Source organism: Methylobacterium sp. Ger2507 (assembly GCF_055231875.1).
Genome location: NZ_JBUYVC010000001.1, coordinates 3,230,594 through 3,245,520 on the forward strand (window position 1 = coordinate 3,230,594; position 14,927 = coordinate 3,245,520).

14 protein-coding genes are annotated in these 14,927 nt (G+C 58.3%); 8 read left to right on the plus strand and 6 right to left on the minus strand.

What is annotated here, in order from left to right; genetic code table 11:
- The first annotated feature begins 60 nt into the window (after positions 1-60).
- A complete protein-coding gene (locus ACV7NL_RS14970) occupies positions 61-195 on the plus strand; it encodes a hypothetical protein (RefSeq protein ID WP_463356074.1) in 135 nt (44 codons plus the stop codon).
- 97 nt (positions 196-292) lie between these two features.
- On the opposite strand, the gene ACV7NL_RS14975 is transcribed toward ACV7NL_RS14970, so the two are convergent.
- Positions 293-796, minus strand: coding sequence for a hypothetical protein (locus ACV7NL_RS14975; RefSeq protein WP_463356075.1), 504 nt, complete (start codon positions 794-796; stop codon positions 293-295).
- A 165-nt stretch (positions 797-961) separates the two neighbouring features.
- Here ACV7NL_RS14975 and uraD point away from each other — a divergent pair, with 165 nt between their 5' ends.
- A complete protein-coding gene (gene uraD, locus ACV7NL_RS14980; RefSeq protein ID WP_463356076.1) occupies positions 962-1,843 on the plus strand; it encodes a 2-oxo-4-hydroxy-4-carboxy-5-ureidoimidazoline decarboxylase in 882 nt (293 codons plus the stop codon).
- A 169-nt stretch (positions 1,844-2,012) separates the two neighbouring features.
- Here the strand turns inward: uraD and ACV7NL_RS14985 are convergent, their stop codons facing one another.
- Entirely contained in the window at positions 2,013-4,163 is a 2,151-nt protein-coding gene (locus tag ACV7NL_RS14985; RefSeq protein WP_463356077.1) for a hypothetical protein, read from the minus strand.
- Between the two features lie 1,263 nt (positions 4,164-5,426).
- On the opposite strand from ACV7NL_RS14985, the gene ACV7NL_RS14990 reads away from it, so the two are divergent.
- The 3 genes from ACV7NL_RS14990 (at position 5,427) to ACV7NL_RS15000 (ending at position 8,006) form a co-directional block, all read left to right on the plus strand.
- Positions 5,427-5,999 carry a recombinase family protein gene (locus ACV7NL_RS14990; protein ID WP_463356078.1) on the plus strand — a complete coding sequence of 191 codons (573 nt, stop codon included), beginning with the start codon at positions 5,427-5,429 and terminating at the stop codon, positions 5,997-5,999.
- Positions 6,000-6,848: 849 nt separating this feature from the next.
- On the plus strand, positions 6,849-7,571 hold the full coding sequence (locus tag ACV7NL_RS14995; RefSeq protein WP_463356079.1) for a hypothetical protein: 723 nt from the start codon (positions 6,849-6,851) through the stop codon (positions 7,569-7,571).
- A gap of 27 nt (positions 7,572-7,598) precedes the next feature.
- Positions 7,599-8,006, plus strand: coding sequence for a DUF4160 domain-containing protein (locus tag ACV7NL_RS15000; RefSeq protein WP_463356080.1), 408 nt, complete (start codon positions 7,599-7,601; stop codon positions 8,004-8,006).
- A gap of 138 nt (positions 8,007-8,144) precedes the next feature.
- On the opposite strand, the gene ACV7NL_RS15005 is transcribed toward ACV7NL_RS15000, so the two are convergent.
- Complete coding sequence (locus tag ACV7NL_RS15005; RefSeq protein WP_463356081.1) at positions 8,145-9,119, minus strand: site-specific integrase; 975 nt, start codon at positions 9,117-9,119, stop codon at positions 8,145-8,147.
- Between the two features lie 38 nt (positions 9,120-9,157).
- Between ACV7NL_RS15005 and ACV7NL_RS15010 the strand changes: the two genes are divergently transcribed.
- The 3 genes from ACV7NL_RS15010 (at position 9,158) to ACV7NL_RS15020 (ending at position 10,222) form a co-directional block, all read left to right on the plus strand.
- Positions 9,158-9,265 carry a hydroxyisourate hydrolase gene (locus ACV7NL_RS15010; RefSeq protein WP_463356082.1) on the plus strand — a complete coding sequence of 36 codons (108 nt, stop codon included), beginning with the start codon at positions 9,158-9,160 and terminating at the stop codon, positions 9,263-9,265.
- A gap of 361 nt (positions 9,266-9,626) precedes the next feature.
- The gene (locus ACV7NL_RS15015) at positions 9,627-9,824 is read left to right on the plus strand and encodes a hypothetical protein (protein WP_463356083.1); all 198 of its coding nucleotides are present in this window, start codon (positions 9,627-9,629) and stop codon (positions 9,822-9,824) included.
- A gap of 101 nt (positions 9,825-9,925) precedes the next feature.
- Positions 9,926-10,222 carry a hypothetical protein gene (locus ACV7NL_RS15020; protein WP_463356084.1) on the plus strand — a complete coding sequence of 99 codons (297 nt, stop codon included), beginning with the start codon at positions 9,926-9,928 and terminating at the stop codon, positions 10,220-10,222.
- A 21-nt stretch (positions 10,223-10,243) separates the two neighbouring features.
- On the opposite strand, the gene xdhC is transcribed toward ACV7NL_RS15020, so the two are convergent.
- The 3 genes from xdhC to xdhA are packed head-to-tail and all read right to left on the minus strand — an operon-like array spanning position 10,244 to position 14,908.
- Complete coding sequence (xdhC, locus tag ACV7NL_RS15025) at positions 10,244-11,062, minus strand: xanthine dehydrogenase accessory protein XdhC (protein WP_463356085.1); 819 nt, start codon at positions 11,060-11,062, stop codon at positions 10,244-10,246.
- Entirely contained in the window at positions 11,059-13,419 is a 2,361-nt protein-coding gene (gene xdhB / locus ACV7NL_RS15030; RefSeq protein ID WP_463356086.1) for a xanthine dehydrogenase molybdopterin binding subunit, read from the minus strand. The genes xdhC and xdhB overlap by 4 nt, the downstream gene beginning before the upstream one ends.
- The gene (gene xdhA / locus ACV7NL_RS15035) at positions 13,412-14,908 is read right to left on the minus strand and encodes a xanthine dehydrogenase small subunit (protein ID WP_463356087.1); all 1,497 of its coding nucleotides are present in this window, start codon (positions 14,906-14,908) and stop codon (positions 13,412-13,414) included. The genes xdhB and xdhA overlap by 8 nt, the downstream gene beginning before the upstream one ends.
- Positions 14,909-14,927 lie beyond the last annotated feature (19 nt).

The window sequence follows — 14,927 nt, forward strand, 5'->3', positions numbered from 1 at the left end:
GCGTACCGCTCCGGCGGCCCCGCCCCGTCCGGCACGTCGCCGGCCGGCACGGCGGGAGAGATGCGGAAGGGCGAGATGCTGAAGGCCGGGGAGATGGGCGGCGGATCGGGCAATACCGGCGTCCCCGGTGCATCGCCGGCCGCCGACGGCAACAAGACCCAGGATTCGCGCACGACCCACACGCGGGATTGCTGAATCCTACTCCGCCCGGGGGCGGGGACACCCGCGCCCGGGCGGGCGCCCGATCGCGGCCTGGATCGCGGCCCTGCCTGTCGGGCCGCCTGACGGAAGGTCAGGATTCGCGCGGCACGCTTTGAGTCACGTCGTCCCAGCTCACGTTGTCCCGGCTTCCATCTTGCCGGCTCGCGTCTTGCCGGCTCGCGTCTTGCCGGCTCGCGTCTTGCCGGCTCGCGCCGTCCGTTTTTGGGTCGCCCTTGTGCGAATCGCTTTTGCGAAGTTCGTCGTAGAGGCGCTGGACCTCCTGGATCGTGGCATGGCCCCGGCTCCAGTTGGTCTCGCGGACATTGGTCTCGGTGAAGGCGCTGTGCGAGGTGCCGCCGAAGCCGTTGAACACCGTCTCGACTCCGTCCTGGTGATAGTCGATCCGGTACGAGGGGCTGAACCCCTTGCCTTTCTGTTTGCCGGTCACGCCGATGCGCACCCGGGCGTCGCCGTGCCGCTTCTGGCAGAAGCGCATGTTGCCGAGCAGGCGGCGCAGGTACTCCTCCGGCGCGGCGAGATCGCCCGCGACCTGGAGCAGGGTCGCGTCGGGCGGAAGATGCGTCTTGCGGATCATGGCGCCCTCGTCTCATGGTCCAGCGGACCGAGCGGACTTCGCCCGGCGGGCAGGATCGCGCGCAAGACCACATTTCCGCGGCCCTGGCGAGCGCCACGCGCGCCGGATGGCCCGTTGCCTGCTATGCCGGCCTGCCGAAACCGGCCCCGAGCAGGAAAGATTCCAATGCCGATTCTCGACGACCTGAACCGGGCTTCGCCCGCGGCGTTCGTCGATGCCCTCGGGGCGGTGTTCGAGCACGCGCCCTGGGTCGCCGAGGCGGCGGCCGGGCAGCGCCCATTTCCCACGGTCACGGCGCTCCTCGCCGCCATGCGAGCCGCGGTGGAGGCTGCCCCCGAGGCGGCGCGCCTCGGCCTGCTGACCGACCACCCCGAACTCGCGGGCCGCGCCGCCCGCGACGGGCGGATCGCCCCCGATTCGATCGCCGAGCAGGCCTCGGCCGGGCTCGACCGCCTGTCCGAGGCGGAATACGCGCGGTTCGCGGCGCTGAACGCGGCCTACGTGGCGCGCTTCGGGTTTCCCTTCATCCTCTGCATCCGGCGCCACGGCCGCGCCTCGCTCCTGCGCGCCTTCGCGGCGCGCCTCGCCTCCGACGCCGAGACCGAGCGCGCCACCGCCCTGGCGGAGGTGTTCCGCATCGCCGCGATCCGCCTCGGTGCGCTGGTCGAAGGGCTGGGCGCCCTGCGCACCACCGGGCGGATCTCGACGCACATCCTCGACACCGCGGCGGGACGGCCGGCGTCGGGCGTGGCGGTGGAGCTGCACGAATGGGTCTCCGACACCGAGACCGCCCTCATCGCCCGGGCCGTGACCAACGCGGACGGGCGCACCGACGCGCCCCTCATCGCCGACCGTCCGGTGCCGATCGCCGCCTACGAGCTGCGCTTCCACATCGGCGACCATTTCCGGGCGACCCAACCGGGCCTGCCCGAACCGCCCTTCCTCGACATCGTGACGCTGCGCTTCGGCGTCGCCGAGCCGGAGGGGCATTATCACGTGCCGCTGGTGGCGAGCCCGTGGAGCTACCAGACCTATCGGGGCAGCTGAGCCCCTTGTTGCTTTGAATTGTAACCGATCCAGACGCGATTTTTGCACAGTAACCAGTTTGCGGCAAGGCGTGGTCACAGCCTGTCACAAAATTTATGTGACAGATCAGTGGGGGGAACTACTATCAAAAAATTGCATCTCAGCTGACGGACAACCGCGCGCTTGACACCTAAATAAGATCTTCGCCATCATCCAAATCTATACGACGCTCATCGTTACCATCGAAGTATTCCGATTTAGCCTTAGCGGTTATTTCGAAGATTCTTCGATTTCGATCCGAAACGGATCTGGATACCAACCCACGATCCGCCATTATTTTTCCTCGTTTTCCAACGAGCTGATAAGAGCAATCGAGTTCGCCAGCAATCTCCGAGGCCGCCATACCACTGTTCTCCGTAAACAGCGCCTCAAGAATTCCAATTTCTGTCGCAGGGAGAAATAGTTCACTATCGATATCTTCAATAATCGACTCGTATTTTCTTGAAAGATTGATTACCTCACACTTGGCGACCTTACAAGTAGGACATAGCATACCAAATAATTTCAAACTATTAAGCGCCTCAAGTGGGTGAATCGCACCACATCCTTCACATCTGATCTCTTGATGCTGTTTAACGTATTTTCTAATAATAGAATTGTAATCAAATATTCTTTCTACAAAATAGAGCCTATACTCCCTCTTACCTGTGGGCCTTCCATAAGCGATTGCGTGTCGATTACACAACCCATAATTAAGTGCATATATAGAAACCTGACGGCCGTCCCTGTCTTTCATTTCGTAATACTTACTAATAAAAAAATTAAGCTCAAGCGATGAAAGTATTTGATCGAATTCGGTCAATACGTAAAAATGGCTAGACGGAGTCCAACCCTTTATATCACGAGTAACTGTTGATTCTTTATAGTTCTTGAGCTCCCTTGCTCTCTGAACAATTGATACGAGAAGCTCTTTTAAGCTAAAAACCGACGATTTCTCTTCAAAAGACTCCTGTACAAATTTCTGCATTCCGAAAAACGGCTCGATTTTTTCCTCGTAGTAGCGAGTAGAAGCATCTCGGATTGCTCTTGAACCGATCGATCTGCCATAAGCAATGTGTGACTCTCTTAAGTTATGGAGTATATGCCCGATAATTCTTGGATTACCCATGCTAGCAAAAAACAACTGTCGATAAATATCATCTAAATCACTGTCACAAAAATTATCAAAATTCATTCCTATGTAATGATTGAATCGGCTGTTTATTAGTCTCTTTGTGAAATCAATGGCCTTGTCTTCCATCGAAGAAACATCAGTTCTGCCATACAAATTGAACGTATCAAGGTATAGCTCATCTATTTTCGAAGGATCAATTTTTCCTAGGTACACGCGCCCCGGATACGCCGCAACTTTGAACTTGATAAGTTCATTTGACCAATTATTAAGTGGAGCCAGAACGGTGTCTACGAACACCATCATTGCTTCCTGTGGTAGCTCCGAAAAATCATCAATAAAAATATAGAGACTTTTCACACCAATTTCACTAAGAACGTTCTCTAGTTTTTCCATCAAAGAGCTTATATTAAAGGTTCTAAGCAGTACCTGCGAATACTCGTTTTCTTCGCTAGCCGTTGATTCTTTGGTTTTTTCTCTATTGATACCACCATTGATTTTAGCGGCGGCTTCGGCTGATGCAGATAAAGATATTTCCCCAGATGCAGACATAGTTCTTTTGCTGGATGATTTCAAACTATCCGCAGCCTTGGTAGTTCTATTTATAGCGGATGTAACATCGGTCAACTCAGTATCAAATGTGCCATCAAGCAACTCATCGATTGCCTCAATTACACTACCACGCCGTGCAGAAATTGCTTCCCTGAATTTTGACATTACAGAAGAGTTTGCTTGCGCTTTGATCTCTTTCTGTATGTCTACAAAAACGGCCTTTGTAAAAGCTCGATAAAGCAGCAGCTTTCGAATTTCTTTCTCGTTCATTGATCCAGATGTTAGAGAAATCTTCTGCGCCAAACCAGGATCAACTTCAGCAGACTCATATATTGTTTTGATGTCGACATAGGCAGATATAGATTTAGGCTTTTTCCTAATCTCATATTGTGCGCGCTGAAAAATAGTTGACTTCCCGGTGCCTTTCCGCCCGATAAGCATCGTTGTATTAGAGCGCATCATTGTCTCTAGTACTGTATCGTTCTGAAGAGGATCTACATACAGCTTTTCGATAAGTGGCTCGTCGGTAGCATCGCTCCTCAATTCAGCGCGCCGATAGAGTTTCAGCGACTGAGTAGCCTCACCATATCCTTTTAATATTGGTGCACTATAAGTCATTACTTTTCGAAACTCCGGTCAGAATTTTCTTGCCCAACACATGCGCCGGAAGCTCGCCGCGCCAATGTTAACCTCTTAATAAATTGTCGTAGATTGGGCTGCCGTACAAGCTGAAAGATCGCTCTTCGCTCACATCGACATTTCGGCAAATGTGCCTTGTCATAGTGGATCAGATCGGCGCTGACACCGGCAATTACCAGAGAAAATTTCGCAGTCGGTAGGTCCATACCTGACTATAGATTCTTATTAGCAATCCTGCTGATAATGACATAATTTTCTGCGCCCGCATCTAACAGTTACAACAACCGCAAGTCCCCCACCGCCCCTAGATCAGCATCGAAGGTGCGCTAATCCAAGCTTAGATCAGTATGTATCATAGATTAGATCATAGTTCTATTCATAGTATAGATCATAGTTCTAATCCGATATCTCAGATTGATTAGAGTTGGCTTGCTTGGGTCGGTATCTGTTTCGTGCTCTAAGCTATATCAATTAGATAAACTATCATAGAGCCTAAGCCTGCTACTCCCTTCATATGTGGATATAAAAGGCCACTGATACTGTAGGAGCAATCCCGGTATCAGTTTCCAAGATACAAAACAGATAGAACTAGATAGGAGATAGAATAGAACTAGATATACCTACTAGAAAGTAGATAGATATACCCACCGATAGCTGTTGATATAGAAGATAACTAATAGAACCATATAAAGGATACCATTTATAAATAGACATATAGAAGGCACATGATAATTACATATAACTAGACACTACATAGTTAGAACTAGATACATACTGAATATAACATAAATGGCTAGCCTACAGATATCCTAAGATAGAACTAGAGAGAACCATAGCAGAGGAGTCCTATGACTCTAAGAACTAGATATAGATGGCGTAGGCTAGATCATCAGATGGCTGCTGATAGAGATGTCAGAAATAGATCTACATTATAGAAATATCCATAAGATACTAGGATAGGACCAATGATAATCCTAGTTCTAATACCATATCCGACTATGATCCATAGATGCATAAGCCTCAGATAAAATCATCGGGTTGGAACTGCAATCCATCCTCCTATCGAAGATAGATTTAAGAGGGTTCTATACACCCAGGCGAGAGGCTGCACTCGTTCCAATAGGGCAAGCTCTAATGGAACGTTCCATCAATCAGCTCAGATCGTCTCAAAAGATATCTATTGCATTTTGGAACGGTCAAGTGTTCTATGTCTAGGACCCTAGTGGAACGGCAGGTACCCTCATGCTCATTGGATACGCGCGTACCTCTACCTTGGAACAGGAAGCAGGGCTTGCGGCTCAGATCCGGGAGCTATCCGCCCTAGGATGCGAGAAGCTGTTCCATGAGCACGCTTCGTCGGTAGGTCCTCGTAGGTCGCTAACTGCAGCGCTTGAGTTTGTTCGAGCCGGCGACACTCTGGTTGTGACAAAGCTGGATCGGTTGGCTCGATCAGTAACGCACATGGGTGCTGTTATTTCTGAGATTGAAGGGAGGGGTGCTGCGCTGAGGATCCTGAACTTGGGCGTAGATACAGGCACGCCAACCGGCAAGCTCATGCTGAACGTGCTGGCTGGTGTTGCTCAGTTCGAGAGAGAGATGATGCTAGAGAGACAACGTGAGGGTATCGCTAAGGCGAAAGCTGATGGTGCCTATAAAGGGCGCAAACCTAGTGCTCGGTTAAAGTCAGATCTCGTAAAGGAGCTAAGTCTTAAAGGATTATCAATGGCTGCCGTTGCGGCTGAAATTGGTATTAGTAAGTCCAGCGTCCATAGAATTATCAAGAGTCCGCCTTCGGTTCATGATGATGGGATATAGGTTGAACTAGTTTTGCTGTAATCGAAAGACAACGCTCGCGGACAAGAAGCTCTCCACAGCTGCGGCAGCTGGCCCTCTCTTGATCATTAGCAGGTCCAAACTTTGCGTACTCGTACGTGATGCTGTGAGGGGCTCCACAGTAACTGCAGGATTGTATCTCTTGACGTTCGATGCTTGGCATACTGATCCCCAATCAAAACACAGCATTACCTTAGTGTGCAATCCTCCCATCCGGCTCAACCCTCTCGGTGAAATTAATGCTGATCCTGTGCCTGGGGCGCCACGCGACACGCTGGTGCCTCAGCAGGTTGCCAGGGCAGACCGCTGACGGCCTTGCCGGACGAAACGGACCCACGGCTCGCCTTTTGCCCATCCGCCTGCTGGCGGCGCTCCTAGAAGCCTGGAAGAGGCTCCTGCGAATGCAAGCGTGGAAAGTGAGGCCTGCCCTGTCGCTCTGCTCGGGCGTAAGCAGGACGCGACACGCTGGTGCCTCAGCAGGTTGCCAGGGCAGACCGCTGACGGCCTTGCCGGACGAAACGGACCCACGGCTCGCCTTTTGCCCATCCGCCTGCTGGCGGCGCTCCTAGAAGCCTGGAAGAGGCTCCTGCGAATGCGGCGAACGAAACATTCGCTTTGCTTGAGCGTCAGTAAGGTTGGAATCTCCGTTCTGTTTCAGAGGATCCCTTCCATCCGATGTCCTTCAGACACCCCCCCGCTCTTTATAGCGAAACCGAGCTACTGGGAAAGTAACGCTCACAGTTCGGTGCATAAAGCGTGGTTTCGCACAAAAGTTCTTGCAAATTTATTCCCAGATCTTTCAACTGGATTTTCAAAACTGTGGGACACGAAATGGCCGAGACTGGTCGATATAGGATAGAACTAAATAAAGAATGGTCTCTCGAAGACCTGTATATATTCCCTCGAGCCTACGAGCAGGTCTATTTCTTCTTTGCGTCAGTCAGTGGCGATCTAGGGCAAGGTGATAGCGAGCGCATGGCAAGGGCATATTCTAATTTTCCATGGCAGGGAGGGTATAGTGCAGTAAGCTTCTTCAATGAACTAAAATATTCGACTCGCAAGCAAGCACGTCCCAAAATATTAGCTATTCACAAAAGTTCTCCGGGTTATTTTGACCTAGCGCTCTGGATTGTGACAGCAACATCTGTTGCAGGAGCGGTTAAAAAAATCTCCTTAGCTATTGATTCGGCCAATACTACATACAATAATATTTATAAAGGTATGCAGGAGCGTAAGCTACTGAAACTAAAAACCGACGAAGCCGAAATAAAATTCCGCAAACATGAGATGGACTATATAATCACTAGCAGTAAACAGATGGCTACGTTGCTAGGATTTAGGAGTTTGTCCCATATAAATGAACTTACAGGCAGCCCATACTTAACACTAAAAATTTTGCTCTCGGTGTACCGACGCATACGGACGCTTGCCGAATACGTGAGTAAAGGAAAGGCGGAATTTACTTATGGTGAAACAGAGATTGAAGATAATGTAAAAAGAAAGGCGGTCAGCGCTCAATCAAGACGCAAACCGAAAAAGCGTACGGGCGAGTAGAGTACGGCTACAAGGATATCAAGGCCAATGACCCTCACGTTACCCGCAGAGCCTGATCCGTTTGGCCTAAATAAAACCTTGGAAGCTATTCAAAATGAAATGGCGTCAATAGAACTATTATCTAGATCATCTTCGATAACTTATCCAGAGCTTTTACTTTTGAAATATGAAACTATAATTATACGAATGGATGCAAACCTGAACCATCAAAGAGCGCACGTTCATCTTGATTATGGAGTCGATAGACACGTAGCCTCCTATGCAGTGGACACTGGTGGTTGGCTAGTAGGTATTAGGAAATTCGACCGTCCTATGGAACGATGGATTAAAGCACATCGAAAAAAACTAATGCAGGCATGGAATATACTCCGCGATGGCAATCACCCTACGCTTATTGTAGCTCAACTAAGATCTAGCACATTTTCAAAAAAATAGTTCGTAGCATTTTCCGACCGTAAAGATCTTGAGGCTGCGTTGCTTAGTGTTCCGATTGGGACGAAAGAAGCGCCAATTAGGGGCAAGAGGTATCCTCGCCCCACACTGATTGGCGCTTCTGCTGCCGAGAGTTTTGAATCAATTTAAATTAGCAATCGAAACTAGCTTTCTGATCTTCTCAGCGACATTTTCAGGTTTTAGGTGCGTGTATCTTGCAAGCATTTTATAATCTTTATGCCCGCTTTGCATTGCAACTTCCGGAACTGATAAGCCTAGTTCGAAAAGCCTGCTAATTCCTTCGTGCCTTAGGTCGTGAAAGCGCAGATGCTGTAGTTTAGATCTTCGCCTAAGATTGACCCAACCATTGTGAACTTGACTGATATTAAGCGGGAATACTCTTTCATCACCTTTTTCTATTTCGCTTAGAATTTTGATTGCCATAGGGCTAAGTGCAATCGTACGGCAGTAGCCATTTTTAGTTACGGACAAGTGGGCAGTTCCTTTGATTAAATCAATGTCTGACCATTTTAACCTTAGCAACTCTCCGCGACGCATAGCAGTTTCGATAGCAAGCAATACGATAGGCTTCAGAAACCATGTAGGACTTCCAGCGAAACCTTCCCGCATTCTAACTTCTTCGTCGGGACTCAATCTTTGTGCACGGGGCATTCCTTGTCGAGGAAGTCTCAGTCCCTTTGCTGGATTTGAAGCGATTTTTACGTCCCACTCTCTCATAGCAATATCTATGCAGGCTCGTATTGTGCACATCTCTCTCAACAATGTGTCGGGCTTTACGACTTTTAATCTGTCATCTCGGTACTCAGACATATGCTTTATTGATAACTTACTAATGGGGATCCGCGATATCGGGTGTCGCTTGATCACGACAATGCGCCAACACTCGGTTAAATATTCTTTTTTCTTAAATGAAACTTTATTTTTGTATATATCTAGAAGCTCGAATAGATCGAGACATCCTTCTGCACCTAGCTCCTTTTGTGAAGCCCACTCCATTGCAGCTTGCTTAGTAGGAAAGCTGCTTGATATGGGGTTGGTACCACTCTTGCGTATCTGAACCTGCCAGGAGTTACCTCGTTTGCGTATGGTTGCCATATTGACCTCGGATTGTGACACAATTTGCGGCAGACCGAGTGACAACCAAAGCTAAGTCGTTGATTTGCAACATTTTATATCAGGGGCATTATCACGTGCCGCTGGTGGCGAGCCCGTGGAGCTACCAGACCTATCGGGGCAGCTGAGCCCCGGACTCCTGAGCCCCGGACTTCTGAGCACTGGACTTCTGAGCACCCGAATCCTGCGCTCTTTGGGATGCGCTGTCCCGACGCGGAGCGCCCGGGCTTCGCCATCCGGTCGATCCGTTGCCGAGCGAAGCAGCCAGCATCGATCCCGCCCGATCCGCGCAAGATATCGACCGGCACCATCCTGAAGACCGCCGGCACGCGTGCGCAGACGTCGAGATGCGCGGAACAAGCCTCGGTGATGTCGGGTCGGTCCGGCACGTCCTTTGCCAGGACCATCCTCGATCATGCGGGCGCCGGGCTCGCGGGAGGACGTGATGTGCCGCAGCTGTTCCTGAATCGCAGGTTTGCAAGCGTTGGAATGCTCGGGCGGAGCCTCGCGGCCGCGCTCGTCACGGCCGGCCTGTTCATGCTGACGCCGGCGCCCCGGGCCCAGGGCACCCTGATCGCTCCCGGCGGCCAGTCCCGGGTCACGGCCCCCGGCGGCCTGCGCGGACGCGCGGCCCTCCGACACCGGGCGATCCGGCACCGGGCACCCCGGCACAAACGTCACCGCTGAGCCCGCTTCCGCCGAAGCCGCGCCGAACGCCGACCTTTCCGAAAGCCCGACGCGACATCGCGCGACGCTCTCCGCCTCCTTTGCGAACCCTGGAGCCTGCCATGATCCAGCCCACCCCGATCCGTTTGATCACCGTCCTGACCCTGTCGCTCGGCCTCGCCGGGGCGGCCCTGGCCCAGGGCGCCGGCGCGCCGGCCGGCATGGATGCCGCCACCGCGCCGGGCGGCACCGAGGGCCGGGCAGGCCCCCGCAACGAGGCCGAGGCGATCCGCAGCGGCGACGCGATCCCGGTCCCGCCCCGGGCCGGCGGCATTGCGGCCGAGTCGATGCCTGCCGAGGCGATGCCTGCCGAGGCGATGCCCACACGCGGAGCGAACGTCCCGCCGCCGCGTCCCTGATCGGCCGGTCGAGCCTCCAGATCAGCCCGCAAAGACGCCGATCAGTTCGGCCGCCACCAGGGCGGCGATGACGGCCGGGCGCTTGTCGCGCACCGGCCTGCCGCCGATCGGGCAGACGAGGCGGTCGAGGGCGGCCGCGTCGAGCCCCATCGCCCGGAAGGCGCTGAGGAAGGTCGCCCGCTTGGTGGCCGATCCGATCAGGCCAAGATACGCGAAGCTGTTGGCCTCCAGCAGGCTGGCGCAGATCAGGCTGTCGAGGGCGTGGCTGTGGGTGAGCACCACGTGCGCGGCCCCCGGCGGCGCGGCCTCGGCCACGGCACTGGCCGAGCCGACCTCCCGGAGGATGCGGGCGCCCTCGACGCGGGCGATCTCTCCGGGCCGGTCGTCGATGATCCGGGTGCGGAACGGCAGCGGGTCGAGGGCCAGCGCCAGGGCGCGCCCGACATGGCCGGCGCCGTAGATCAGCACCCACGGCGCCCGCGCCGCTCCCTCGGCCTCCCAGGCGTTGAGGCTCGCGCACGTCTCGGCCCCGGCCCGGACGATCGTCAGGGTGACGTGCCCGCCGCAGCATTGTCCGGTTTCCGGCCCGAGCGGCATCGGCAGGGTGGCCTCCCGCTCGCCCGCCGCCAGGAGTTGCCGGGCCCGGGCGATGCCCGCCCATTCGTAGGTGCCGCCCCCGATGGTGCCGAGGACCCGGCCGGGCATCACCAGCATGGCGGTGCCGGCGGCGCGCGGCGTCGAGCCCCGCGCCTCCGACAGGGTAACGAGGGCCGCCGGCTCGCCCGCCGCGAGGGCGCCCGCCAGGGTTTCCGACAGCGCCTCCGACGGGCCGAGGCTCACGGCTGCGCGGTTCGCGGATGGTCCGCCAGGGCCCGCATCCGCTCGACGGCGTCGAGGACGCGTTCGGGCGTCGCCGGGGCGTCGAGGCGGGGGCAGTGCCGGTGCCCGGCGACGCTCGCCACCGCGTCCGACAGGGCGTGCAGCCCGGCGATGCCGAGCATCAGCGGCGGCTCGCCCACCGCCTTCGAGCGGTAGATCGTCGCCTCGCGATTCGCGTTCTCGTAGAGGGCCACGTTGAAGATGCGCGGGCGGTCGCCGCAGGCCGGGATCTTGTAGGTGGACGGCGCATGGGTGCGTAAGGCGCCCTTGCCGTCCCACCACAATTCCTCGGTGGTGAGCCAGCCCAGCCCCTGGATGAAGCCGCCCTCGATCTGGCCCCGGTCCACCGCCGGGTTCAGGGAGCGGCCGCAATCGTGCAGGATGTCGGCCCGCTCGATCCGGTATTCGCCGGTCAGCGTGTCCACCGCCGCCTGCACGCAGGCCGCGCCGTAGGCGAAATAGTAGAACGGGTGGCCCCGGCCGGCATCGCGGTCCCAGTGGATGGTCGGGGTCTTGTAGAAGCCCGTGGCCGAGAGCTGGACGCGGGCGAGGTAGGCCTTGTGGATCAACTCGGCCCAGGCGATCTCCTGGTTGCCGACCCGGACCCGGTTGGGCAGGAACAGCACCGTCTCGGGCGCGACGCTCCAGGCCTCGGCCGCGAAGGCGACGAGGCGGTCCTTCAGGGTCTGGGCGGCCGTGCGGGCCGCCATGCCGTTGAGATCCGCCCCCGACGAGGCGGCGGTGGCCGAGGTGTTGGGCACCTTGCCGGTCGTGGTCGCGGTGATGCGAACCCGGTCGGCATCGATCTGGAATTCCTCCGCCACCACCTGCGCAACCTTGACGTAGAGCCCCTGGCCCATCTCGGTGCCGCCGTGGTTCAGGCCGACCGAACCGTCGTTGTAGATGTGCACCAGGGCGCCGGCCTGGTTGTAGGCGGTCGAGGTGAAGGAGATGCCGAACTTCACCGGCGTCAGGGCGATGCCGCGCTTGATCACAGGGCTCGCTTCATTTGCCGCATGCAGGGCCGCGCGGCGCTCAGCATACTCACAATCCACTTCCAGTTTGGCCACCAAATCCCGGATGCAATTGTCGGAAATGGTCTGGTGGTAGGGCGTGACGTTGTCGGTCTCGGTGCCGTAGAAATTGCGCTTGCGCACCTCCAACGGGTCGAGGCCGCAGGCATAGGCCACTTCCTCGATCACCCGCTCGGCCGCCACCATGCCCTGCGGGCCGCCGAAGCCCCGGAAGGCGGTGTTGGACTGGGTGTGGGTGCGGTAGGGCCGCGAGGTCAGGTGCACCGCCGGGTAGTGATAGCAATTGTCGGCGTGGAACAGGGCGCGGTCGGTGACCGGCCCCGACAGGTCGGCGGCCCAGCCGCAGCGGGCGGCGAGCTGCATGTCGACCGCCAGGATCTTGCCCGCGGCATCGTGGCCGACGAGGTAATCGACCTCGAAATCGTGGCGCTTGCCGGTGATGATCATGTCGTCGTCGCGGTCGGGCCGGATCTTGGCGGCGCGTCCGGTCGTCTTGGCCACCAGGGCCGCCACGCAGGCGAACAGGTTCGACTGGCTCTCCTTGCCGCCGAAGCCGCCGCCCATCCGGCGGATCTCGGCCGTCACCGCGGAATTGACCGTGCCCAGCACCTTGGCGACCAGGGCCTGGGCCTCCGAGGGGTGCTGGGTCGAGGTGTAGACCGTGACCTCGTCGTCCTCGCCCGGAATGGCCAGCGCGATCTGGCCCTCGAGGTAGAAGTGCTCCTGGCCACCGATGGCCATCCGGCCCCGGACGATGCCGGGAGCCTCCGCCAGCACCGCGTCGGAATCGCCGCGCGTCAGGGTCATGGGCGGCCAGACCAGCGTGCCGTCCGCCCGGGCCTCCCGGTAGGTCAGGACGGGTGCGCGGTCTTCGTAGGCGATGACGGCGTGGCGGGCGGCGCGGCGGGCCGCATCGCGGGTCAGGGCCGCCACCGCGAAGATCGGCTGGCCGACATACGACACCGTGTCCTCGGCCAGCATCGGCTCGTCGTTCCGGTGCGAGGACGAGATGTCGTTTACGCCCGGGACGTCGGCGGCGGTGAACACCGCGACCACGCCCTCGGCGCTGCGCACGGGGTCGAGATCCACCGAGACCAGGCGGGCATGGGCGCGTTCGCTCAGGCCCAGGCAGACATGCAGCAGGCCGGCCGGCTCGGCCATGTCGTCGATGTAGATCGCCGAACCGCCGACGTGGCGGGCGGCGCTGTCGTGGATGCGCGGCGTGTGGGCGCCGCCCGCGATCCGGTCGTCCGCCTTCGGGGCAGGGGGCGTGCGATCAAGCATGAGCCAGCGCTCCCACCCTCGCCAAGCGGGTTTCCGGCGCCTCCGGGGCGCTCTCGTGGATCAGGCGCTCGATCAGGTTGCCGGCGACCTTGAGGCGGTAGCCGGCCGAGGCCCGCATGTCGGTGAGCGGGGTGAAGTCCTGCGCGAGTGCGGCCTTGAAGGCCGGGATCACGGCGGCGTCGAGGGCTTGCCCCACCAGCGCGGCCTCGGCCTGGACGGCCCGCTTCGGGGTGCCGGCCATGCCGCCATAGGCGATGCAGGCTTCCTCGATCGTGCCGCCGTCGAGCGTCAGTCGGAAGGCGCCGAGGACGGCCGAAATATCCTCGTCGAAGCGCTTCGAAATCTTGTAGGCGCGGAAGATCGCCTTCGGGCCGAGTCTCGGCACCCGCACCCCGGCGACGAACTCGCCCGGGCGCAGGTCCTGCCGGCCATAGGCGACGAAGAAATCCGCGAGGGGAATCTCGCACTCGGTCCCCCGGCCGATGAGATGGAGGCCTGCCCCGAGGGCGATCAGGGCCGGCGCCGCGTCGCCGATGGGGGAGCCGTTGGCGATGTTGCCGCCGAGGGTGCCGGCATTGCGGGTCTGGGCGGCACCGTGGCGGCGGAAGAGTTCGCCGAGATCCGGATGCAGTCCGGCGAGATGCGTGCCGGCCTCGGCGAGGCTCACGCCGGCTCCGAGATACAGGTGATCGGGCGCCTCGCCCACGACGCGCAGGCTTCGCACCCGCCCGAGCCAGATCACCGGGTCGAGCACGCGCAGGCCCTTGGTCACCCAGAGGGCGACATCGGTGGCGCCGGCCACGATCGTCGCCTGGGGGTGCTCGGCCATGAGATCGACGAGCGCCTGGATGGTGGCCGGGGCGAAGAAGCGGCCCTTCGGCCCGGAGACCGCAACGGTCTCGTCGTCGCGCAAGGCCAGCAGCCGGGCGAGGGTGGCGTCGTGGGCGGCGTCGAAGGCATCCGCTTCCGGCAGGGCCAGCGCCCGCTCGGCCGCGCGCACGATCGGGGCATAGCCGGTACAGCGGCAGAGATTGCCCGCGAGGGCATCGTCGATGGGGCTCGCGGAGGTCCAGACTTCCCCGGCCGCGGTGGGCCAATCCTTGGTCATGGCGAACAGCGACATCACGAAGCCCGGCGTGCAGAAGCCGCATTGCGAGCCGTGCTCCTCCACCATCAGGCGCTGGACCGGATGGAGCGTGCCGTCGCTCCCACGCAGGTGCTCCACGGTGAGGAGCTGGCAGCCGTCGAGCATGCCCAGGAAGGTGATGCAGGCATCGACCGTGCGGTAGCGCAGGCGCTCGGCGCCGGGCGGCCCCTCGGGGCGCACCACCACCACCGTGCAGGCCCCGCAATCGCCCTCGTTGCAGCCCTCCTTGGTGCCGATCAGCCGCTCGGGGCCGCGCAGCCAGTCGAGCACCGTCAGGGCCGGATCGCAGGCCTCGATCGTGCGCGCCTCATGGCCGAGGAGGAAGCGGATCGCGTGTCTCATGCGGCCTCTCGTGTTCGAA

Coding starts and splice junctions, on each gene's coding strand:
- ACV7NL_RS14970 (WP_463356074.1), top strand. CDS start 61: ATGCGGAAGGGCGAGATGCTGAAGGCCGGGGAGATGGGCGGCGGATCG.
- ACV7NL_RS14975 (WP_463356075.1), bottom strand. CDS start 796: ATGATCCGCAAGACGCATCTTCCGCCCGACGCGACCCTGCTCCAGGTC.
- uraD (WP_463356076.1), top strand. CDS start 962: ATGCCGATTCTCGACGACCTGAACCGGGCTTCGCCCGCGGCGTTCGTC.
- ACV7NL_RS14985 (WP_463356077.1), bottom strand. CDS start 4,163: ATGACTTATAGTGCACCAATATTAAAAGGATATGGTGAGGCTACTCAG.
- ACV7NL_RS14990 (WP_463356078.1), top strand. CDS start 5,427: ATGCTCATTGGATACGCGCGTACCTCTACCTTGGAACAGGAAGCAGGG.
- ACV7NL_RS14995 (WP_463356079.1), top strand. CDS start 6,849: ATGGCCGAGACTGGTCGATATAGGATAGAACTAAATAAAGAATGGTCT.
- ACV7NL_RS15000 (WP_463356080.1), top strand. CDS start 7,599: ATGACCCTCACGTTACCCGCAGAGCCTGATCCGTTTGGCCTAAATAAA.
- ACV7NL_RS15005 (WP_463356081.1), bottom strand. CDS start 9,119: ATGGCAACCATACGCAAACGAGGTAACTCCTGGCAGGTTCAGATACGC.
- ACV7NL_RS15015 (WP_463356083.1), top strand. CDS start 9,627: ATGCTCGGGCGGAGCCTCGCGGCCGCGCTCGTCACGGCCGGCCTGTTC.
- ACV7NL_RS15020 (WP_463356084.1), top strand. CDS start 9,926: ATGATCCAGCCCACCCCGATCCGTTTGATCACCGTCCTGACCCTGTCG.
- xdhB (WP_463356086.1), bottom strand. CDS start 13,419: ATGCTTGATCGCACGCCCCCTGCCCCGAAGGCGGACGACCGGATCGCG.
- xdhA (WP_463356087.1), bottom strand. CDS start 14,908: ATGAGACACGCGATCCGCTTCCTCCTCGGCCATGAGGCGCGCACGATC.